The 21,014-nt window shown below is 73.4% G+C and carries 22 protein-coding genes and 2 tRNA genes; 17 read left to right on the top strand and 7 right to left on the bottom strand.

Translation table 11 applies throughout. The features are described from left to right. Positions 1–12: 12 nt before the first annotated feature. From MB828_RS35465 to MB828_RS35435, 7 genes are all read left to right on the top strand, one after another. Complete coding sequence (locus MB828_RS35465; protein WP_301651761.1) at positions 13–606, top strand: helix-turn-helix domain-containing protein; 594 nt, start codon at positions 13–15, stop codon at positions 604–606. Beyond that, on the top strand, positions 603–1,133 hold the full coding sequence (locus MB828_RS35460; RefSeq protein WP_301651760.1) for a GNAT family N-acetyltransferase: 531 nt from the start codon (positions 603–605) through the stop codon (positions 1,131–1,133). Before MB828_RS35465 ends, MB828_RS35460 begins: the two co-directional genes overlap by 4 nt. 30 nt (positions 1,134–1,163) lie before the next feature. Continuing rightward, complete coding sequence (locus tag MB828_RS35455) at positions 1,164–1,523, top strand: MmcQ/YjbR family DNA-binding protein (RefSeq protein WP_301651759.1); 360 nt, start codon at positions 1,164–1,166, stop codon at positions 1,521–1,523. Positions 1,524–1,630: 107 nt separating this feature from the next. Continuing rightward, a tRNA-Pro gene (locus MB828_RS35450) sits at positions 1,631–1,704 on the top strand. A 227-nt stretch (positions 1,705–1,931) separates the two neighbouring features. Then, the gene (locus tag MB828_RS35445; RefSeq protein ID WP_301651758.1) at positions 1,932–2,855 is read left to right on the top strand and encodes a TIGR01777 family oxidoreductase; all 924 of its coding nucleotides are present in this window, start codon (positions 1,932–1,934) and stop codon (positions 2,853–2,855) included. A 100-nt stretch (positions 2,856–2,955) separates the two neighbouring features. Next, positions 2,956–5,136 (top strand): ATP-binding SpoIIE family protein phosphatase, encoded by a 2,181-nt coding sequence (locus MB828_RS35440; RefSeq protein WP_301651757.1) that lies wholly within the window; start codon positions 2,956–2,958, stop codon positions 5,134–5,136. 57 nt (positions 5,137–5,193) lie between these two features. Then, positions 5,194–5,745, top strand: coding sequence for a PadR family transcriptional regulator (locus MB828_RS35435; RefSeq protein WP_301651756.1), 552 nt, complete (start codon positions 5,194–5,196; stop codon positions 5,743–5,745). Here the strand turns inward: MB828_RS35435 and MB828_RS35430 are convergent. The 4 genes from MB828_RS35430 to MB828_RS35415 all read right to left on the bottom strand — a co-directional run bounded on the left by MB828_RS35430 (position 5,742) and on the right by MB828_RS35415 (position 9,478). Next, a complete protein-coding gene (locus MB828_RS35430) occupies positions 5,742–6,269 on the bottom strand; it encodes an NUDIX hydrolase family protein (protein WP_165941443.1) in 528 nt (175 codons plus the stop codon). The two genes, MB828_RS35435 and MB828_RS35430, sit on opposite strands and share 4 nt — an antisense overlap. A 42-nt stretch (positions 6,270–6,311) precedes the next feature. Then, positions 6,312–7,457, bottom strand: a complete 1,146-nt coding sequence (locus MB828_RS35425) for an amidohydrolase family protein (RefSeq protein WP_301651755.1) — start codon at positions 7,455–7,457, stop codon at positions 6,312–6,314. Then, positions 7,457–8,860, bottom strand: a complete 1,404-nt coding sequence (locus MB828_RS35420) for a glutamine synthetase family protein (protein WP_301651754.1) — start codon at positions 8,858–8,860, stop codon at positions 7,457–7,459. The genes MB828_RS35425 and MB828_RS35420 overlap by 1 nt, the downstream gene beginning before the upstream one ends. 147 nt (positions 8,861–9,007) lie before the next feature. Further along, positions 9,008–9,478, bottom strand: coding sequence for a Dps family protein (locus MB828_RS35415; RefSeq protein WP_133022440.1), 471 nt, complete (start codon positions 9,476–9,478; stop codon positions 9,008–9,010). Positions 9,479–9,726: 248 nt separating this feature from the next. Here MB828_RS35415 and MB828_RS35410 point away from each other — a divergent pair, with 248 nt between their 5' ends. From MB828_RS35410 to MB828_RS35390, 5 genes are all read left to right on the top strand, one after another. Further along, on the top strand, positions 9,727–10,500 hold the full coding sequence (locus tag MB828_RS35410; protein ID WP_133022441.1) for a sulfite exporter TauE/SafE family protein: 774 nt from the start codon (positions 9,727–9,729) through the stop codon (positions 10,498–10,500). A 105-nt stretch (positions 10,501–10,605) separates the two neighbouring features. Further along, positions 10,606–10,770 carry a 50S ribosomal protein L33 gene (gene rpmG, locus MB828_RS35405; protein WP_046728127.1) on the top strand — a complete coding sequence of 55 codons (165 nt, stop codon included), beginning with the start codon at positions 10,606–10,608 and terminating at the stop codon, positions 10,768–10,770. Between the two features lie 34 nt (positions 10,771–10,804). Next, the gene (locus tag MB828_RS35400; RefSeq protein ID WP_301651753.1) at positions 10,805–11,065 is read left to right on the top strand and encodes a type B 50S ribosomal protein L31; all 261 of its coding nucleotides are present in this window, start codon (positions 10,805–10,807) and stop codon (positions 11,063–11,065) included. Positions 11,066–11,101: 36 nt separating this feature from the next. After that, positions 11,102–11,224, top strand: a complete 123-nt coding sequence (gene ykgO, locus MB828_RS35395) for a type B 50S ribosomal protein L36 (RefSeq protein ID WP_133022443.1) — start codon at positions 11,102–11,104, stop codon at positions 11,222–11,224. A 148-nt stretch (positions 11,225–11,372) separates the two neighbouring features. Next, positions 11,373–12,158: a cobalt-precorrin-6A reductase gene (locus MB828_RS35390; protein WP_301651752.1), complete on the top strand. Its 786-nt coding sequence runs from the start codon at positions 11,373–11,375 to the stop codon at positions 12,156–12,158. A gap of 66 nt (positions 12,159–12,224) precedes the next feature. On the opposite strand, the gene cobF is transcribed toward MB828_RS35390, so the two are convergent. Together cobF and MB828_RS35380 are read right to left on the bottom strand one after the other, a co-directional pair. Continuing rightward, entirely contained in the window at positions 12,225–13,007 is a 783-nt protein-coding gene (gene cobF, locus MB828_RS35385) for a precorrin-6A synthase (deacetylating) (protein ID WP_301651751.1), read from the bottom strand. A gap of 45 nt (positions 13,008–13,052) precedes the next feature. Further along, positions 13,053–13,571 (bottom strand): DUF309 domain-containing protein, encoded by a 519-nt coding sequence (locus tag MB828_RS35380; protein WP_301651750.1) that lies wholly within the window; start codon positions 13,569–13,571, stop codon positions 13,053–13,055. A 104-nt stretch (positions 13,572–13,675) separates the two neighbouring features. Between MB828_RS35380 and MB828_RS35375 the strand changes: the two genes are divergently transcribed. Next, positions 13,676–13,749, top strand: a tRNA-Pro gene (locus MB828_RS35375). 172 nt (positions 13,750–13,921) lie between these two features. Here MB828_RS35375 and MB828_RS35370 read toward each other — a convergent pair. Then, positions 13,922–15,556, bottom strand: coding sequence for an MFS transporter (locus MB828_RS35370; protein ID WP_301651749.1), 1,635 nt, complete (start codon positions 15,554–15,556; stop codon positions 13,922–13,924). Between the two features lie 225 nt (positions 15,557–15,781). On the opposite strand from MB828_RS35370, the gene MB828_RS35365 reads away from it, so the two are divergent. The 4 genes from MB828_RS35365 (at position 15,782) to MB828_RS35350 (ending at position 21,013) form a co-directional block, all read left to right on the top strand. Further along, entirely contained in the window at positions 15,782–16,516 is a 735-nt protein-coding gene (locus MB828_RS35365; protein ID WP_301651748.1) for a YoaK family protein, read from the top strand. A gap of 28 nt (positions 16,517–16,544) precedes the next feature. After that, positions 16,545–17,510 carry a D-2-hydroxyacid dehydrogenase family protein gene (locus MB828_RS35360; RefSeq protein ID WP_301651747.1) on the top strand — a complete coding sequence of 322 codons (966 nt, stop codon included), beginning with the start codon at positions 16,545–16,547 and terminating at the stop codon, positions 17,508–17,510. Between the two features lie 111 nt (positions 17,511–17,621). Then, a complete protein-coding gene (locus MB828_RS35355) occupies positions 17,622–19,706 on the top strand; it encodes a glycoside hydrolase family 27 protein (RefSeq protein ID WP_430381477.1) in 2,085 nt (694 codons plus the stop codon). Positions 19,707–19,720: 14 nt separating this feature from the next. Further along, on the top strand, positions 19,721–21,013 hold the full coding sequence (locus MB828_RS35350; RefSeq protein WP_301651745.1) for an ABC transporter substrate-binding protein: 1,293 nt from the start codon (positions 19,721–19,723) through the stop codon (positions 21,011–21,013). Position 21,014: the final 1 nt, after the last annotated feature.

Raw genomic sequence — 21,014 nt, 5'->3', positions numbered from 1 at the left:
AGCGTCCCGTATATGAAACAGGAGGAAGTGATCGCCCCTGGGCCGCCCGGCAGCGGCCTCGACGCCCGCCTCGGCAGGCGCCTGGCCGAGCTGCGCACCGCGCACGGCTGGTCCCTCGGTGAGCTCGCGGAGCGCAGCGGACTGAGCAAGTCGACGCTCTCCCGGGCCGAACGCGCCGAGACCAGCCCCACGGCCGCCCTGCTCAACCGGCTCTGCAGCGTCTACGGCCGGACCATGTCCCAGCTGCTCAGCGAGGTCGAGGCGGCACCCGCGCCGGTGCTGCGCGCGGCCGACCAGCAGGTGTGGGAGGACCCGGCCGCCGGCTTCGTGCGACGGTCCGTGTCACCACCGCACGGCGGGCTGCGCGGTGAACTCGTCGAGGGCCGGCTCGCGGCGGGCGCGGACCTCTCCTACGACCGCCCGCCGGTCCCCGGTCTGGAACAGCACCTCTGGGTGCTCGACGGGACCCTCGCCGTGACCGCGGACGGAACCGAACACCGGCTGGACGCCGGTGACTGCCTGCGGATGCGGGTGTGGGGGCCGACGCGGTTCCGGTGCACCGGACCGGCGCGGGCCCGCTACGTCCTGGCGGTGGTGCGGCCGTGACGGTACAGCGCCTCGGGGCGGACCAACTGACCCGGCGGGCCGGGGAACTGGCCGAGCTGCTGGCCGACACGGTGAACGCGGGCGCGTCCGTCGGCTTCCTCGCGCCCCTCGGCCGGGACCGGGCCCTCGCCTGGTGGCGGGGGAGAGCGGACGCCGTGGCGGCCGGGCAACTCGCCGTGTGGGCGGCCCTGGACGGCGCGGGCCGGGCGGTCGGCACCGTCGGTCTCGCCTTCCCCGACAAGCCCAACAGCCGGCACCGCGCGGAGCTGGTCAAGCTGATGGTCCACCGCGACACCCGCGGGCAGGGCGTCGGCCGTGGGCTGCTGGCCGCCGCCGAAGCGGCCGCCGCGGACGCCGGGATCACCCTGCTCCACCTGGACACCGAGACGGACAGCCCCGCCGAGCACCTCTACCGCTCGGCCGGCTGGACCCGCGCCGGGATCATCCCCGACTACGCGCTCGACCCGTACGGGGCGCTGCGGCCGACGACGCTCTACTACAAGCGCGTGGACGCTCCGGCCCGCTGACTGTCAGTGCCGGGAGCTACGGTTCGTGGCATGCCGGACGCCGAAGACGTACGCCGAGTCGCCCTGTCCCTGCCGGACACCGCGGAGAAGACCGCCTGGAACATGCCCACCTTCCGGGTCGCCGGGAAGATGTTCGCCACGCTCCCCGAGGAGGAGACCTCGATCGCGGTGCGCTGCCCCAAGGAGGAGCGTGACGAACTGGTGCTCGCCGAGCCGGACAAGTTCTGGATCGCCGATCACGAGGCGATGTTCGCCTGGGTCCGGGTGCGGCTGACCGCGCTCGAGGACGAGGCCGAGCTGCGTGACATCCTCGCCGACTCCTGGAGGCAGGCGGCCCCGACCCGACTCCTCGACTCCTACCCGGAGTTGGGCCTGCCGGGCGGGGCCTGACCAGGTGCGGCCGCTGCGCAGCCGGAAAGCCGTGCGCGACCACCGAGCCGAGTGCGGTATTGTTTCCTTGCGCGTTTCGACCGGGGAAATCCCAGGTCAAACGGCACCGGGACGTGGCGCAGCTTGGTAGCGCACTTGACTGGGGGTCAAGGGGTCGCAGGTTCAAATCCTGTCGTCCCGACGGTGCGAAGGGTCTTCGCAGGCAGCAGCCTGTGGGGCCCTTTTTCGCATGCGCCGCGCATCGGTCACCGCCGGCACCATCGCCGCCCGGCCCGCCCGGCCCGCCCGGTTCCTCGTGCCGCCTGGTCCTTCGTGCCGCCCGGTTCCTTATGCCGCTCGGACTTCCCGCCGGGGTACGCTGGCGAGCGAGAGTTTGAATTCTCAAACATTCGCTCATCGGAGAACGTCATGCGCGTCGCGATCACCGGCTCTACCGGACTCATCGGGTCCGCCCTCACCCGCTCCCTGCTCGCCGACGGCCACCACGTGCTGCGTCTGACCCGTGGCAAGGCCGCGCCCCGGCCGGCCGACGGCACCGGCTCCGCGCCCTGGGAGCCGGGCGGCCGGCTGGACCCGGCCGTCCTGGACGGCGTCGACGCCGTGGTGCACCTGGCCGGCGCGGGAGTCGGCGACCGGCGCTGGACCGAGGCCTACAAGCGGGAGATCCGGCTCAGCCGCCTCGACGGGACGCGGACGATCGCCGAGGCGTGCGCCGCGGCCGCACGGCCGCCCCGCGTGCTGGTCTCCGCCTCGGCCACCGGGTACTACGGTGACACCGGCGACCGGGTCGTCACGGAGTCCGACCCGGCCGGGAGCGACTTCCTGGCCTCCGTCTGCGTCGGCTGGGAGGCCGCCGCCGCACCGGCCGAGGCGGCCGGGGTCCGGGTCGTGCACCCGCGGACCGGCCTCGTGGTCTCCGCCGACGGCGGCGCCTGGGGCAAGCTGTTCCCGCTCTTCCGGTGCGGGCTCGGCGGCCGGCTCGGCTCCGGCGACCAGTTCTGGCCGTTCATCTCACTGCCCGACCACATCGCGGCGCTGCGGTACACCATCGACCGCGACGACCTCGCCGGCCCGCTCAACTTCACGGCCCCCGAACCGCTGACGAACCGTGAGATCACCCGGGCGACGGGCCGCATCCTGCACCGGCCCACCCTCGCCGCCGTCCCCGCCTTCGCCCTCAGGGCCGTCCTCGGCGAGTTCGCGGACGGCATCACCGGCAGCTGCCGCGCGGTCCCGGACGGCCTGCTGAAGGCGGGCTTCTCCTTCCGCCGGCCCACCGTCGACGAAGCCCTGCGCGCGGCCCTCCGCAAGGGCTGGACGCTCACCCCGTAGACCGCCGGCGTCGAGCCCGCCTCAGTGCGGCGGCCCTGCACCTCGACCCCGCGCGGCTCTCTCCGGTGGTCGCCCCGGACCACGGCGTTAACCTGTCGTTATGTGCCCGAACCGCCCGGAGGGGGCCGAACCCGACCCGTCTCCGGCCGCCAGGACGCGGGCGGAGGCGCTGGCACTGGCGCTCCGGCAGGCCACGGCGAGCGTCGGGGGCCGGGGCGCGCTGCTGCACCGCTGGGACCCCGGCGCGGGCCGGCTGACGCTGGTGGCGGCGGACGGCTCCGCCGCCGGGGCCGCGCGCGCCTGGAGCGAGCTGCGGGAGGAGCAGGACGTGCCGCCGGCCTGCGCGCTGCGGCGTGGAGTCCTCGTCCGGACGGCCGGGGACTGCCTCGGCACCGGCGCCGCCGGCACGGTGGCCGTCCCCCTGGTCGGGGCCGGCGGGCCGATCGGCGCGCTGTCGGTCCTGCTGTCCGGGCCGGACGGACCCGACGACGTACAGCGGTCCTTCCTGCACGCGGTCGCCGCCTGGGCCGCCGGGTACCTGGAGCGCCCCGCCGGCCCGCCGTACCCGGAGTACGAGCCGGAACACGAGAAGACGGTCCGGGCCGTGGAGCTGACCGCGGCGCTGGCCGAGGCGGTGACCGTCCAAGACGTCGTGCGGGCGGTGGCCGAGCACGTCCTGGCACCGTTCGGCGCCGAGGGGCTGATCGTCTCCGTGTTCGAGAACGGGCGGCTGACCAGGGTCGGCGAGGTCGGGTACCCGCTGGACTACCTGAAGCGGTTCGAGGGTCCGCTCAACGCCGGCCTGCCCGTCACCGACGTACTGCGGTCCCGCAAGCCGCTGTTCCTGGAGTCGCCGGCACAGATCTACGAACGCTACCCCGCCGTCGTCGACAGGATCCTGATGGGCACCTCGCCGAAGATGGCGTGGGCGTTCCTGCCGCTGGTCGCCTCCGGGCGGGCGATCGGGGTGTCGATCCTGTCGTACAGCCGGCCGCGGACCTTCGACGAGGCGGACCGCGCCCTGCTGACCACGTTGAGCGCCCTGGTCGGCCAGGCACTGGAGCGGGCCCGGCTGTACGACCTGGAGCACGCCAGGGCCCAGGAGCTCCAGAGCGCCCTGCTGCCCCGCACGCTCCCGCGGCTGCCCGCCGCCGTCGCGGCCGCCCGCTACCTCCCGGCGGGCCGCGGCGAGCAGGTGGGCGGCGACTGGTTCGACGTGATCCCGCTCTCCGCCGACCGGGTCGCCATGGTGATCGGTGACGTGATGGGCCACGGCATCGCCGAGGCGGCGACCATGGGGCGGCTGCGTACCGCCGTGCGCACCCTCGCCGACCTGGACATGGCCCCGGACGAACTGCTGGGCCATCTCAACGACCTGGTCAGCGACCTCGGCGAGGACTTCTACGCGACCTGTCTGTACGCCGTGTACGACCCGGTGGGCCGCAGTTGCCGCTACTCCCTGGCCGGTCATCCGCCGCCCGTCTTCGTGTACCCGGACGGCACCGTGCACAGCCCGGTGGTGAGCCCGGACCCGCCGCTCGGGGCGGCCACCCCGCCGTTCGCCGCGCACGAACTGCCGCTGCCCGACGGGAGCCTGGTCGTCCTGTGCACCGACGGGCTCATCGAATCCGCCGCCCAGGACGTCGAACAGGGGCTGACGGAGCTGCTGCGCGTGCTCTCCGCGGCCGGCCCGGCCCGGCTCACCGGTACCGACCCGGAGGAGGACGTCCGGGTGCTGGAGAAGCTGTGCGACACGGTCGTCTCGGCGCTGGTCCCGGACCGGGAGCACACCACCGACGACGCGGCGCTGCTCATCGCCCACACCCACGCGATGGCCCCCGACGACGTCGCCTCCTTCCGCCTCCCCGACGACCCGCGGGCGGCCGGCCAGGCCCGTGAGCTGGTCCGCGACCAGCTAACCCACTGGGGCCTGGACGATCTCTCGACGACCACCGAACTCCTGGTCAGCGAGCTGGTCGGCAACGTGATCCGGCACGCCAAGGGCCCCCTGCGGCTACGGCTGCTGCGCAGCCGCATCCTGACCTGCGAGGTCTACGACGGGAGCCTGAGCACCCCGCGCATCCGGCACGCCACCTACAACGACGAGGGCGGCCGCGGTCTCCAGCTGGTGGCCGCGCTGTCCCGGCGCTGGGGCGCCCGCTACCTGAGCGACACCAAGTGCATCTGGACCGAACAGGACATCCCGAACGGCTCCGGGGACCGGACGTCGCCGCACTGGTCCCGGCCCCCCGAACCAGCCTCCTCGATGCTCCAGTCTTGACAGGTAAAACTCAAGAGGTCACACCCGATCTGTCAAAGTCGGAACTACCGTGGGGGCATGAGCCTTCGCCACGCGCTTCTCGGACTCCTGGTCGACCGCCCCGCCAGCGGCTACGACCTGCTGAAGCTCTTCGACACCTCGCTGGCCCACGTCTGGCCGGCCACCCAGAGCCAGCTCTACGGGGAGCTCAACCGGCTCGCGGAGGCCGGACTGGTCGGCGTCACGGCCGAGGGGCCGCGCCGGCGCAAGGAGTACACGGTCACCGAGCGGGGACTGCGGGAGCTTCGGGAATGGCTGGTCGCGCCGGCCCAGCGGCAGCCGCGCCGCAGCGAGCTGCTGCTCAAGGTGTTCTTCTTCGACCTGGCGACGGACGAACAGGCCCGCGGGGTACTCGCCGAACGCGAGGAACTGGCCACGGCGTACCACGGACGGCTCATGGAGTTGCGAACCGAACTGGAGAGCGAGGACGGGCCGTTGACCGCCAACGGCCGCATCGCCCTCGAGTACGGCCTGCGCCGGACCGACATGGAACGGGAATGGGCGCGCTGGGCCGCCGGACAACTAGGCGAGGCGCCGTCGACGGCCCGCCGACGGCGCTCCGCCGGCTAGCTCACGAACCCCACGTGCGCCAGGGCCTGCTTGAGCAGCACCCCGTGGCCGCCGGGCATCTCGCTCTGCACGGCGATGGACACGGCCTCCTGCGGGCTGAACCACACCAGGTCCAGCGCGTCCTGCCGGGGCCGGCAGTCACCGGTGACCGGCACGATGTAGGCCAGCGACACCGCGTGCTGACGCGGGTCGTGGTACGGGGTGACACCGATGGTCGGGAAGTACTCGGCCACCGTGAAGGGCTGTAGCGAGGCCGGCACCCGGGGCAGCGCGACCGGGCCGAGGTCCTTCTCCAGATGTCGGAGCAGGGCGTCGCGGACCCGCTCGTGGTGCAGGACACGGCCCGAGACGAGGGTCCGGCTGACCGTTCCGTCCGGGCCGATGCGGAGCAGCAGCCCGATGCTGGTGACTTCGCCGCTGTCGTCGACGCGCACGGGCACGGCCTCCACGTACAGGATCGGCATGCGGGCGCGAGCCATCTCCAGCTCGTCGGAGGACAGCCAACCGGGCGTGGTATCGGTCATGTCAGACATTGCTTGATCATACTTTCCGGGCGGGGCGCGCGTTCAGTCGCGGCCGGGTTCGGATGCGGGAAGTCCGTAGAGGCGACGGGCGTTGTCGCGTCCTGTCCAGGCGGCGATCCGCACCGCGTCGGTCGGGCTCAGTTCGTCGGCGTCCACCCGCTCCTGGAGCAGTCCGGCCAGCCCTCGCCGGAAGGACAGTGCCCCGAGAAGATGGAACTCGGCCACACCATAGGCGTCCGAGCTGTACAGCAGTTTGCGGAACGGAGTGATCTCCATCGCCTCCGCCAGGACCGCCCCGGCCCGATGGGCGCCCACGTAGTGCAGCGCGAGCCCGACATCGAGGTGCACGTGCTCGAACACCGTTGCCAGGTAGGCGGCCTGGCGCTGGTAGGGCCAGCAGTGCAGCAACAGCACCGGGACCGTGCCGGTGGTCAGCCGCAGCCAGTCGGTGAGCAGCGCCGGGTCCGCGTGGTGCAGCCGGAGGTCCGAGTCCCCGAAACCCGCGTGGAGTTGGAGCGGCAGCCCGAGGGCGACGCCCGTCCACAGCAGGTGGCGCATCAGCACCGGGTCGGTGAGCCGGCCGCCGCCCTGCGCCAGCCACAGCGCGGCGGCACGGGTCACCTCGGCGTACGTCGGCCTGGCCGGGTTCAGGCCGAAACCGGTGCGGTAGGCGGCCACCGACTTCACCGCGACCACCCCGGGCCGCCGTACCGCCGTCTCGGCCGCCGCCCGGAAGGCGCTCGCGTACTCGTCCGCCTCGACACCCCGCGCGGCCACCGCCTCCGCGATGCCCTCCAGCCGCACCACCTCGTAGGCGGTGCCGCCGGCCGCCTCGGCGAGTTCGGCGGGGGAGGTGACCGGATGCGGGGCGTACCCGGTGTCCACGCAGAACGCCGCCACGCGCGCGGCCGTCAGGAACCGGCGGTTGACCTCCCGCCAGCCCAGCTCCGCCCGGCGCGCCAGGTACTCGGCGGCCGGGGCGTGCCGGTCCAGACCGAGCAGCGGCGCGCAGTGCCGTCGTACGGCGATGCCCACCGGGCTGTCGAACGGCGACACGCCGGGCCAGGCCTCGCCCTCGGTCAGCAGCGAGGCGAACTCCGGCTCGGTCAGGTCGGCGGTGACCGCGCCGTGGCAGTGGTGGTCGACGAGGGGCAGCGCGTCGAGGGCTTCCGCCACCGGTCCCGCCATCAGTACTTCCAGCGGTAGGCCGCCGCCACCCCGGCGTCGTCGAGCCCCGCGACCGACCCCGACTCGCCCTCGCGGACGGCGATCACCGCGTCCGCGAGGACCGGCCCGAGCGCGTTCCGCAGCACCTGGTCCTTCCGGAACTCCTCCACGGCCTGCGGCAGCGAGGTCGGCAGCCGCCGCACCCCGCGGGCCACCGCCTCGTCCGGGATCAGCCGCGCCGGGTCGTCGGTGACCTCGTCGGACAGCGCGGCCGCCGTGCCGAGCCCGTCCAGGCCGGCGGTGATCGCGCAGCCGAGCGCCAGATAGGGGTTGGCGGCCAGGTCGACCGGCTTGATCTCCAGGTTGGCGTCCTCGCCCTGGTGGCCGGCCGTGCCGGTGACGACCCGGATCCCGGTCTCGCGGGTCTCCCGGCCCCAAGCCGTGAACACCCCCGCCCACTGGGAGGGTCTGAGCCGCAGATAGCTGGCCGGGCTGGGCGCGGTCACCGCCGTCAGCGCCGGCAGATGCGCCAGCAGACCGGCCACGAACGACTCCGCGGCGGCCGTCATGCCGTACCGGGCGTCGCCCCCGGCGTGCAGGTTGAGCCCGTCGCGCCAGACGGAGAGATGGAGGTGGCCGCCGTTGCCGACGCCCCGTTCGGTGACGGCCGGCGCGAAGGAGGCCCGCAGTCCGTGCCGCTGCGAGACGGCACGGACGGTCTGCCGTACCAGCACGCTCCGGTCGGCCGCCGCCACCGGGTCCGCCGCGTCGGTGGAGAGCTCGAACTGGCCCGGCGCGTACTCGGGGTGCAACTGGGCGACCGGCACCTCCTGCGCCTCCAGGGCCGCGAGCAGGTCGGTGGTGTAGTCGCCGAGCTCGATCTGCCGGATCGCGCCGTACGCCGGACCCGAGGTCGCCGGCACGAACTCGTCGGCCGGCGCGGCCGCCCGGCCGAGGGACCACTCGATCTCGACGCCCGCCCGGAAGGTGACGCCGTGCCGGTACTCCGCGTCGGCGAGGACCCGGCGCAGGAAGCTGCGGCCGCACCCGGGGTGCGGGGCACCCTCCTGGGTGAACCGGTCGACGGGGGCCCAGGCCCAGCCGGGCTGCCCGGCCAGCACCACCAGCCGGTCCAGGTCGGGATACATGCGCAGGTCACCGTCGGGCGAGCCGAGCACGTCGGTGCGCACGATCGCGTCGTTCGCCAGGAAGGTGTCGAACACCGGGGACATGCCGACACCCCGGGCCACCGCCGAGTGCAGTTGCCGGCAGGGGACGGTCTTCACCCGGCAGATCCCCGCGGTGTCCACATAGGCCAGCACGATCCCGCGCACACCCTGCGCGGACAGTTCGTGGGCCAGGGCGTGGGCACGGGCGAGATCACCGGGGTGCCCGCCGGGCACGGGGTCGACCAGGGGCGGCATACGACGTCCTCCTCGACGGGCTCGGATGCACGTGTCCCGGTCAGGGTTTCACGGCGACCGTGCCGAACTGCGGCACCGGCGCCGGGAAGTCCACAGCGGCGCGCCACCGCGGGCCGGGCCCGTCGAGGAGGACGTTCAGGACGCGGCTCAGCTGTTCTCGGCCGCGAACATCCAGCGCTGCTTCTCCAGGTCGGCGGTGATCGCGATCAGCAGGTCCTGGGTGACCGGGTCGGGCTCGTCAGTCGCGGCGATCCGCTCGCGCAGCCGCCCGATCGCCGCCTCCAGCGTCCGCACCATCAGGTCCACGACCTCGTCGTCCCGCAGCCAGCCGTCCTTGGCCCCGGGCAGCGCGAAGGCCGCCGCGACGGTCTCCGGACGGCCGTCCGGCGGCACGCCCAGCGCGGCGGCGCGCTCCGCGACGGTGTCCGAGTGGGCGCGCGCGGTGGCGACCACCTCGTCGAGCTGGAGATGGATCGACCGGAAGCGCGGTCCGACGATGTTCCAATGGGCCTGCTTCCCGATCAGCGACAGTCCCAGCAGATCCACCAGGGTCTCCTGCAGAGCCGTCCCGGTGACCTGGAGTGCTCCGTCGGGCAGCGTGCTCTTCACGACGGTCATGGCGCGCGTCTCCCTTTCGTTCTTTCGTTCTGCTTCGGTCAGCTTCGTAATTCTCTGGTCCGCTTCGTGATGCTTCGATCAGCTTCGGGCCGCTTCGATCCGCTTCATTCCGTGCGGTCGTGGAAGCCCGTGTGCCCCCGCTGACCAGGCGCAAACGCGCGCGGCCGCGGGTGTGCGGAGTGTCGTGGGGGAGCCGATGAGACGCCACTTACCCCACCGGCTTGTCTGGACATAGCATCGGTCTCCGCATGAACACGATGACCCTCTGGCACATATCCGGCTGGGAGTTCGCCGCCCTGGCCTTCGCCGCACTCCTCGTCGGCTTCTCCAAGACCGCCGTCAGCGGCGCCAACACCGTCAGTCTCGCCGTCTTCGCCGCCGTCCTCCCGGCCCGCGCCTCCACGGGTGTCCTGCTGCCGCTGCTCATCGCGGGCGACGTGCTGGCCGTCGCCACCTACCGCAGGCACGCCCACTGGCCCACGCTGTGGCGGCTGTTCCCGGCGGTGGCGGCGGGCGTGGTGATCGGCACGGTGTTCCTGGTGTGGGCCGACGACGGCGTCGTACGGACCTCGATCGGCGCGATCCTGCTGCTGATGGCCGGGGTCACCCTGTGGCGGCGGCGCACGGCCGACGGCCCCGAGGACCCGGACGCGGTCACCACCCGCGCGGGCCGGGTGAAGGCCGGTTCCTACGGCGTCCTCGGCGGTTTCACCACGATGGTCGCCAACGCGGGCGGCCCGGTGATGTCCCTGTACCTGCTGTCGGCCGGCTTCCGCAAACTCGGCTTCCTCGGCACCTCGGCGTTCTTCTTCCTGATCGTGAACGTCTCCAAGGTCCCGTTCAGCGCCGGGCTCGGCCTGATCGACGGCGACTCGCTGCTCCTCGACGCCGCGCTCGTGGCGTTCGTCGTGCCCGGCGCGGTCATCGGCCGATGGGCCGTGGACCGGATCAACCAGCGGCTGTTCGAGCAGCTGGTCATCGCGGCGACCATCGTCGGCGGGCTCCAGCTGCTGCTGCGCTAGCCGCTCCGACGGGGCCGGGAATGCGCCGGGGGGAGGCGTTGTTGGACCGGTCGTGATTGACATGCTCGGATCAGTGGTTCCGGGTGTGGATGAAGGGAGTACCTCATGGCCCGCAGTACCGCGCGTCCCGTCGTCAGGCTGAAGTCGACGGCCGGGACCGGCGTCACCTACGTGACCCGCAAGAACCGCCGCAACGACCCCGACCGGCTGGTCCTGCGCAAGTACGACCCGGTGGCCGGCGCGCACGTGGACTTCCGCGAAGAGCGCTGACGCGAACCACCCCACCGCCCCTGGAAGGAACCCCATGAAGTCCCGCATCCATCCCGACTCCCGGCTCGTGGTCTTCCGCGACCGTGCCGCGGACACCGCGTTCCTGACCCGCTCCACCGTCGACTCGTCCCGGACGATCGAGTGGGAGGACGGCAACACCTACCCGCTCGTCGACGTCGAGGTCTCGTCGGCGTCGCACCCCTTCTACACCGGCCGGACACGGGTCCTGGACAGCGCCGGCCGGGTGGAGCGCTTCGAGCGCCGCTACGGCCGCGGCGCCACCGCCCGCGCCTGACCCGGCCCCGGTGGCCGACCCGAGGAGGACACAACCATGAAGGTCCGCAAGTCCCTGCGTGCACTGAAGGCCAAGCCCGGCGCCCAGGTGGTCCGCCGACGTGGCGTGGTCTACGTGATCAACAAGAAGGACCCCCGCTTCAAGGCCCGCCAGGGCTGACGGCGGTCCGGTCCCGCGACGGCCGCCCGGCACCCCGCCGGGCGGCCGTCGCGCGCCCTGCCGGACACCGGCCCGGCAGGGCCCGTACGCTCGGCGCCGGCAGGGGGCCCGTACGCCCGGCAGCGGCAGGGGCCCGTACGCTCGGCGCATGTCCCCGCACGTGCTGATCCTCGGCGGCACCGCCGAGGCCCGTGAGCTGGCCGCCGACCTCGCCGCTCGTCCCGGTGTCCGCGTCACCACCTCCCTCGCGGGGCGCGTCGGCAGGCCGGGCGCACTGGCCGGCGAGGTCCGGGTCGGCGGCTTCGGCGGGTCTGCCGGACTCGCCGACTGGCTGCGCGAGCACCGCGTGACCGCCCTCGTGGACGCCACGCACCCCTTCGCCGAGACGATCACCGCGAACGCGGCGCGGGCCGCGGCGGAGACCGGCGTCCCCGCCCTGGTCCTGCGCCGCCCGGGGTGGCGGCCCGGCCCCGGGGACCGCTGGTACCCGGCGGACTCCCTGGCAGCCGCGGCGGACCTGCTGCCGCGCTTCGGCCCGCGGGTCCTGCTGACCACGGGACGCCTGGGGCTGTCCGCCTTCGCCCACCTGGCGGACCGGCACTTCGTCGTGCGGTCCGTGGAGCCCCCCGAACCGCCCATGCCCCCGCACACCGAGGTGCTGCTGGCCCGTGGCCCGTTCACGGTGGCCGGCGAGACCGCGCTGCTGTGCGAGAACCTGATCGACGTCCTGGTGACGAAGGACAGCGGGGGAGCGGCGACGGCCGCGAAACTCACGGCCGCCCGCGAACTGGGCCTGCCCGTCGTCGTCGTACGCAGGCCGCCGCTGCCGGCCGGCGTGACGACGGTGCCGGACCCGGCGGGCGTGCTGACCCGACTGGGCCTCGGCCCGGGACGAGCGCCGCGGGTGACCGGCGGGGGCGGCGCCGGCGGGTGACCGGCGGGTCCGGCGCACCGGGCCTCGCGGTGACCGTGACCCCCGGCGGAGCCGCCTGAGTGAGGGTCAGTTCTCCTGCGGCCCGCGCGGGTGCCGGCGCAGCAGATAGGTGTCCATGATCCAGCCCTTGCGCTCCCGCGCCTCGGCCCGCAGTCGCTCGATGCGCGGCGCCGCCTCGGCGATCGGACCCGCGACCAGGATCTCGTCGGGGGTGCCGAGGTAGGCGCCCCAGTAGATGTCGATGTCCTGGTCCGCGTACCGCCGGAAGGCCTGGTGCGCGTCCAGCATCACCACCACGTCGTCCACCCCGTCCGGGAGCCCCTCGGCAAGCCGCCGGCCGGTGGTGATCTGCACGGGCCGGGCCACCCGGTTCAGGCCGGTACGGTGCCGGGCCACCAGCGAGGAGACGCTGCTGATACCGGGCACCACGTCGTACGCGAACACCACCGTGCCCCGCTCCAGCACCTCCGCCAGGATCGCCAGCGTGCTGTCGTACAGCGAGGGATCGCCCCACACCAGGAAGGCGCCGGTCTGGTCCTCGCCCAGCTCCTCGCGGATCAGCCGCTCGTAGATGTCCGCGCGGGCACTGCGCCAGTCCCCGACGGCCGGCGAGTACGCGCCACCGCTCGCCGCCCGGTCCCGCTCCGGGTCCCGCGCCTCGACCAGCCGGTAGCCGCCGTCCGGTATGTGTGTGTCCAGCATGTCCCGGCGCAGCCTGGTGAGGTCGCTCTTGACCTCGCCCTTGTCGAGCAGGAAGAACACGTCCGTGTCCCGCAGCGCCCGGACCGCCTGGAGGGTGAGCTGGTCGGGGTCGCCCGCGCCGATACCGATGACATGAATCTTTCGCACGCCCCCGAGTCTGCCGCATGCCACTGACAGCGGGTCACCCCGGTGCTACGGGGTGCCGCGCAGCCGGGGCGCCTCCGCCCCCGCCTCGACGCTCCCGCCACCGCTCCCGCCGCCCTCGACGCGCCCGGCCAGCTCCCGGGCCCAGCGGGCGAGCCCCTCCACGTCCATCCCGAACGGCCGCCGCTCCCCGCTCCCGGCCGCCCACTCCTCGACCGCGCCGGCCCCGCGCCGCAGCAGCCGCGCCCCACCGGTCACGTTCCCCCGGGCCGCGTGCGTGAGCCCCACAGCCAGCTGTGCCAGCCCCCGCCACAGCGCCCGCTGCTCCTCGGGCCCCGACTTCCAGGCGTCCTCGAACACCTCGTGGGCGTGGAACGGCTTCCCGGCGTCCAGCAGTGCCTGCGCCTCGGCGACCGTCTCCGCGGGAGTCCGTACGACCCCCTCCGGCTGCCGCTCGACGCCTTGCGTGCCGTACGGCAGCGGCCGCCCCAGCCCGTCGCGGGGCCGGGCGTTGCGTGCCCGGCCCTCCGTGTCCCGGTCCCGTGCCGCTGTCCGCGCGTTCTCCATACGACCGATTGTCCCTCCCCTCCCACGTCCGCTTTCGGCGCCTCCGGCTCCGTGGGGTAAGGTGCTGTTCGCGCGATCACGCGGGCCACCGCGGGTGAGCGCACCGGGACGTGGCGCAGCTTGGTAGCGCACTTGACTGGGGGTCAAGGGGTCGCAGGTTCAAATCCTGTCGTCCCGACTTGCGGATTCGCAGGTCAGAGGTCGTTTCAGAGGACATCTGGAACGGCCTCTCCGTCATTCTCCGTGGGGGAGCGATGGCCAGCGCCAAGTGCCGCGAGCGGTTCGCCATGCACATCCGGGAAGCGACGCTGATGCGTCGGGGCCCCGCCGGTTCGAGGCCTCCCGCGGGCTCAGCCGGTGTGGACCCGGGGGCCTGATGTGGCGTCGAAGGCGTGGGTGATCTCCGGCTCGGTGCCGGGCAGCAGCAGGGCGCGGGCGGTCTCCTCGAAGCGGCGGTCGGTGGTGGTCTGCCGGCTGTGGTGCTGGTCGAGGTGTTCCGCCCAGGAGGCCACCAGGTAGTTCTCGACGAAGCGGCCGGGTGTGGTGCCGTCCTCGTACAGGCCCCAGGTGAGCGCGCCGGTCCGGCGCCGGGAGCGGGCCACGTCGCGCATGGCGTCCGTGAAGGCCGCGCGGTCGTCGGGGGCGACGCGGTAGACGACGGAGACGAGGACGGGGCCGTCGGCCGGGCCCGGCTCGTAGACCAGCGGCGGGGCGGGCCAGTGGTCGGAGGGGGTGGGGTCGATGCGGCTGGCGTCGTACAACGGCCAGACGCGGACCGTCGCGGCGGCGAGCAGCAGCAGGGCCGCGGCGACCAGCAGGGCCCCGGAGAGGCCGAGCCACTGGGCGAGGGCGCCCCACAGGGGGGCGGTGAGGGCCTGTCCGCCCTGGAAGACCAGCAGGTAGACGGCGAGGCCGCGGGCCCGTACCCAGCCGGGCATCCGGGTCTGGGTGGCGGCGCTGAGGGTGGACAGCACGCCGATCCAGGCCAGTCCGGCGGGCAGCAGCACGAGCGCGACGACCCAGGTGACATGGACGGTGGCGAGGACCGCGAGCACCGCCGCGAAGACGAGGGCACCGACCGCCATCGTGCCGTTGGCGCCCAGCGTCCCGCGGACGCGGGGGAGGAGGAAGGCACCGCTGACCGCGCCGACCCCCACGGCGGCCAGCAGCAGGCCGTATCCGCCGGACCCCAGGTGCAGCGACTCGCCGGCGACCAGCGGGAGCAGGGACCACACGGCCGCGGCACCGGGGATGAACAGGGCGGTGCGCAGCAGGACCCGGCGGACGCCGGGCGCGTTCCACACGTAACGGCGGCCCGCGTACAGGGCGGTGACGAAGCTCTCGCGCCGGCCGGCCGGGACGGGCGGGCCGGCCGGCCGCTTCCACAGCAGCAGGACGAGCACGATGCCCAGGAACGACACCGCGTTGAAGGCGAAGGTCCAGCCCGCGCCCGCCGCGGCGACCAGCACGCCGCCGGCGGCCGGACCGATGGCGCGGGCCAGGTTCATGTTGACCGCGCCCAGCGCGGAGGCCTCGCCGAGCTGCTCGCGGGGGACCAGTTCGGGCTGGATCGCCTGCCAGGCGGGGCCCATCAGGGCGGTGCCGCAGCCGAGCAGGAAGGTGAGCGCGAGCAGGGCGCCGGGGCCGAGCGCGTCGGCGAAGGCCAGTACCGCCAGGACCGTGGCCACCGCACTCATCGCGAACTGCGCGGCGATCAGCAGCCGGCGCCGGTCGAAGCGGTCGGCGAGCACGCCGGAGGGCAGCGCCAGCAGGACGACGGGCAGGCTGGACGCCGTCTGCACCAGCGTGACCAGCGTGGCGCCGTGGCCGAGGAGCAGCCACTGGGCGCCGACCGTCTGCATCCAGGTGCCGACGTTCGACACGAACTGCGCGATCCACAGGGCCCGGAACACCGGGGCGGCCATCGGCGCCCAGGCCGACACCGGGCGTGCGGCACCGCCCTCGGGCGACGTCGTGGCTGTCATGCGCTGCTCCGCAGGGCGAGGAGAGGACGGGGCGGTCCCGGCGGGGCGCCGGGGCCGTGAGGCGTTCGAGATCAACAAGTCGTACGATACGGCGGCCGGGCCGCGACCGTGCCGGGGCGGCCGCGCAGGACGTCGCCGCCTGCGGATCCCTGTGTGGGACCGCTCGGCCGCCCGGAGTTGACGCCGGAGGCCGGGACCGGTTCCGGCGACGGTGGAGGTTCGACCATGTACGCCGTACTGAGGGACGCGTGGGCCACGGTGGTGCCGGACCGGCGGGACCGGCACGGCCCGCTGCCCCCGGTGATGCTCGTCCTGACCGTGGTGACCGGCCTGGTGGACGCCTTCAGTTACCTCGTCCTCGGCCATGTCTTCGTCGCCAACATGACCGGCAACGTGGTCTTCTCGGGCTTCGCCGTCGCGGGCGCCGCGGGCTTCTCGCTGGCCGCCTCGCTGACGGCGCTCGCCGCCTTCGCCGTGGGCGCCCTGCTCGGCGGCCGGGTGGCGCATGGCGCCCGGCCCCACCGGGGCCGGGTACTGCACCTGGCGCTCGTGCTCGAGACGGTTCTCGTACTGGCCGCATACCTCGTCGCCGAGATCACCGGCTCCCCGTCCACGGGCCCCGCGCGGTACGCGCTGATCGTCCTGCTGGGCCTCGCCATGGGCGTCCAGAACGCCGCCGCCCGCGCCCTCGCCGTCCCCGACCTGACCACCACCGTGCTGACCCTGACCGTCACCGGCATGGCCGCCGACAGCGGAGCGGCGGGCGGCCCCGGCGGCAAGGTGGGGCGCCGTTCCGTGTCCGTGCTGGCCATGTTCGCCGGCGGCCTCGCCGGGGCCGTCGCGGTCCTGCACGGCGGCGCCGCCCTGCCGTTGCTCTTCGCCACCGCGCTGCTCGCGGCCGGAACCGCCGCGGCCTTCGCCCTGACCCGCTCCGGCGAGGCCTGGACGCGCCCCCTGTGACCGGCCGCCGACACGAAGGAACGCCCGCATGACCCTGCACTGTGCCGTACTGGACGACTACCAGGGCGCCGCCCTCGCCATGGCCGACTGGAGCCCGCTTGCCGGCCGGGCCGAGGTGCGCACCCTCCGCGAGCACATCGCCGACCGGGACGAACTCGTCGCCGAACTCGCCGACTGCGAGATCGTCGTGCTCATGCGCGAGCGCACCCCGGTCGACGCCGACCTCCTGCGCCGGCTGCCCCGGCTGCGCCTGCTGGTCACCACCGGGATGCGCAACGCCTCCGTCGACCTCGCCGCCGCTGCCGCCCGGGGCGTGACCGTCTGCGGCACCGCGAGCAGTCCCACCCCGCCCGTCGAACTGACCTGGGCGCTGCTGCTGGGCCTGGCCCGGCAGGTCACCGTGGAGCAGCGCGCGCTGCGCGAGGGCGGGCCGTGGCAGTCCACCGTCGGCCAGGACCTGGCGGGCCGGACCCTGGGCCTGCTGGGACTCGGCAGGATCGGCACCCGGGTGGCGCGCGTGGCCACCGCCTTCGGCATGGACGTGCTGGCCTGGAGCGCGAACCTCACCGCCGAGCGGGCGGCCGACGCCGGAGCGCGACTCGCCGCGAGCAAGGAGGACCTGCTCGGCCGCAGCGACTTCGTCTCCGTCCACCTCGTGCTCTCCGACCGCACCCGCGGACTGCTCGGCGAACGGGAACTGCGCGCCATGCGCCCGCACGCCCACCTCGTCAACACCTCCCGCGCCGCGATCGTCGACCGGAGCGCGCTCCTGCGCGCGCTCGGCGAGGGCTGGATCGCGGGCGCCGGACTCGACGTCTTCGAGACCGAACCGCTGCCCGCCGACGACCCCTTGCGCACCCTGCCGAACGTGCTGGCCACCCCGCACCTCGGCTATGTCACCGAGCGCAACTACCGCACCTTCTACACGGAGGCGGTGGAGGACATCACCGCTTTCCTCGACGGCACCCCCGTCCGGGTACTGACCGGCGGCTGAGGTGACCCGCCCACCGAGCCCGCCCCGGCTCGGTCAGGGCTACTGCTCCTAAATTAGTAATTAATCTTGACACTGTTTCCGGCACGGGCCACAGTCTTCGCCGTGACGAACGTGACTCTGCCCCGAGCTGCTCTCTCGGCCGCGATCGCAGCGGTCCTGGCCGCCACCGCGACCCCCGGCGCCGTCGCCGCGACCGCCGTCGACCAGGGCGCACCCGCCTACTACGACAGCGGTCTCGCGCCGACCCCCTACATGGGCTGGAACACCTACTACGGCCTCGGCGCGCCCACCGAGAAGGAGGTGCGCTCCGTCGCCGACAAGCTGGTCAGCAGCGGTCTGCGTGACGCCGGTTACAACATCGTGTGGCTTGACGGCGGCTGGCAGGCCGACAACCCCCGTGACGCACAGGGGCACTTGGTCGCCAACCCCGAACGCTTCCCCTCCGGTATCCCGGCGCTCGTCTCGTACCTGCACAAACGCGGACTGCGGGCCGGCATCTACACCGACGCCGGCGCCTACGACGGCGGGAAGTGGTGCGGACTCGGCAGCCGCGGGTACTACGAGCAGGACGCGAAGCAGTTCGCCGACTGGAAGATCGACGCCATCAAGGTCGACTTCCTGTGCGGGATCGGCGCGAAGCTCGATCCGGGGCCGGCGTTCAAGGAGTTCAGCGACGCGGTCGCCAAGTCCGGCCGCAAGATGCTGCTGAACCTGTGCAACCCGCTCACCGACGACTGGGGCCTGCCCCACACGCCCGAGCAGGACGCGCACAACACGTACGTGTACGCCCCGGCGATCGCCGACTCCTGGCGCACCGGCACCGACCTCGCCTGGGGCACCCCGAGCCCCGGCGAGTGGCCCAACATCCTGCGCAGCATGGACGCCAACGCCTGGCACCCCGAGGCGCAGGGCCCCGGCCACTACAACGACCCGGACTACCTCATCCCGATGCGGAAGATGACCGACGGGACGTACGAGCTGAGCCAGGAGGAGTCCACCACCCAGCTCGTGATGTGGGCCGAGATGGGCTCGCCGCTGATCCTGGGTTCCGACCCGCGCACGCTGTCCGACTCGATGCTCGGCACGCTCACCAACCCGGAGATCATCTCCGTCGACCAGGACCCCCTCGCCGTCCAGGGCGTACGGGTGGCGACCGACTCGACCGGCGACGTGTACAGCAAGGTGCTGCGTGGGCACGGGCAGCGCGCGGTCGTCCTGCTCAACCGCTCCGACCAACCGGCCGAGCGCACCGTCCAGTTCGCCGACGCCGGCCTCGGCGGCCCGGTGCGGGTGCGTGACCTGCGGGCGCGTGCCGACCGGGGCACGCACACCGGGTCGTACACCGTGGAAGTCCCCGCGCACGGCACCGCGTTCCTCAAGCTGACCGGCGCCGACGCCCTGCCGGGGACGGACCTGGGCGTCACGGCCACGGCGAGCCCGGCCGTGACGAGCGACGGCGCCACCTTCCTCCGGGGGCCGCACGGCTCACTCGTCGAGAGCACAGGCGGGCGGACGAAGGACCTCGGGGGGCCCGCCGGGGGCCGGATCCTCGGCCAGCCCGCCGCGTACGCCTCCGCCGGCGGCCGGATCGACGTCTTTGTGCGCGGCGCCGACTCCCGGGCCTACCGGCGGGTCTACGCCGACGGCCGCTGGGGTCGATGGCAGTCCCTGGGCGGCGAGTTGACCGACGCCCCATCCGTGGCCTTCACCGACCCCGCCCACTGGACGCTGTTCGCGCGCGGCGCCGACGGCACGGTCGTCCAGCGCGGTCCGGGAACCGGTTGGTCCTCGCTCGGCGCGCCCGGTGACCGGACGACGTACGGCCGCCCGTCCGCCGTCGTCGACGCGCAGGGGCGCGTCCATGTCGCCGTACGCACCGCCGCCGACGACGTGTGGACCCGGTCCCGTGACACGTCGGGGGAGTGGTCGGCGTGGACGTCCCTCGGCGGCACCGTCAGCGGCAGCCCGACGCTGGTCGCCGCCGGGGACGCGGTGCTGCTCTATGTGCGCGCTGCCGACTACACGCTCTGGCAGCAGCGCTACGCCGACGGCGCCTGGCAGGGCTGGAGCAAGCGGCAGGAGTTCCCGAGCGCCGCGTTCGACGGATCGCTCGGCGCGGTCGCCGGCCCGGACGGAGCCGTGGACGCGGTGTTCCGCGGAGTCGACGGCCACGTGTACCGGACCCAATTCAAGTGAACGAGGAATCCATCATGGCCAACCTTCAGCCCAGCCGACGCCGGTTCCTCGCCGGGCTCGGCGCCGCGGGGACCGCGGCGATGCTCAGCGGCTGTGTCACCTCCAGCTCCACCGGCAAGAGCTCCTCCAAGGGCGCGGTGACCCTGCAGTCCAACCTCTCCGCGCCGCAGGCCAAGGCCGCGATGGAGGACCTGGTCGCGGCGTTCGGCAAGAAGGGGTCCGGCAAGGCGACCCTCAACACGGTCGCCGCCGAGACCTTCCGCACCCAGCTGCCGACCTACCTCACCTCGGCCAACCCGCCGGACGTGCTCACCTGGTACCCCGGTTCGGTGGCGGACGCCTACGCCAAGAAGAAGCTGCTGCTCGACCTCGACGAGGTGTGGAGCTCCTCGCCCGACCTCAAGAAGTACAGCAAGTCGCTGAACTCGCTCTGTACCTCCAGCGCCGGCAAGAAGGTCTTCGTGCCCGCCACCTACTACTGGTGGGGCATGTTCTACCGGAAGTCCAACTTCGCCAAGTGGGGCGTGACCAAGCTCCCCGAGAGCTGGGACGACTTCCTCGACCTGTGCGCCAAGCTCAAGAGCAAGGGCGTCGCCCCGATCGGGCTCGGCGCCGGCGGCAACACCCCCTGGGTGGCGTCGGCCTGGTTCGACTACCTCGACATCCGGATCAACGGCGCCCAGTACCACCGTGAACTCCTGGCCGGGAAGCACCGGTTCGACGACCCCGAGGTGCGCAAGGTCTTCGACCGCTGGCAGGAGGTGCTGCCGTACTTCGACCCGAACGGCGTCGCCCTCCCCTTCCAGGATGCCACCACCGCCCTGCTGGGCGGCAAGACCGGCATGATGCTCATCGGCACCTTCTTCGCTGACGCGGCCCCCAAGAGCGCCCTGGACGACATCGACTTCTTCCGCTTCCCGGTCATCGACTCCAAGGTCCCGCTCGCCGAAGAGGCCCCTGTGGACGGCTACTTCGCCAGCGCCCGCACCGGCCGCACCGACGGGGTCCACGACCTGATGAGCTACCTCGCCACCGCCGAGGCCCAGGAGATCTACATCAAGGGCTCCTCCGGCACCGTCCTGCCCTGCAACCCGGACGCCAAGGACGCGGGGACCGCGCTGGTGAAGAAGGGCCGCGAGCACATCGCCGCGGCCGCCGAGATCACCCAGTTCTTCAACCGCGACTCCAGCGACGCCCTCCAGCCCACCGCGGACACCGCGCTGACCAAGTTCCTGGCCAAGCCCAAGCAGATCGGCAGCATCCTCACCGACTGGCAGCGCGATGCCCAGAAGATCTGGAACGCCTGAC

It is taken from the genome of Streptomyces arenae (assembly GCF_022343545.1).
In the GTDB taxonomy this organism is placed as follows: Bacteria; Actinomycetota; Actinomycetes; order Streptomycetales; family Streptomycetaceae; genus Streptomyces; species Streptomyces humi.
The sequence above is the reverse complement of the archived record's forward strand: the minus strand, read 5'-3'. Positions and strand labels throughout refer to the sequence as shown.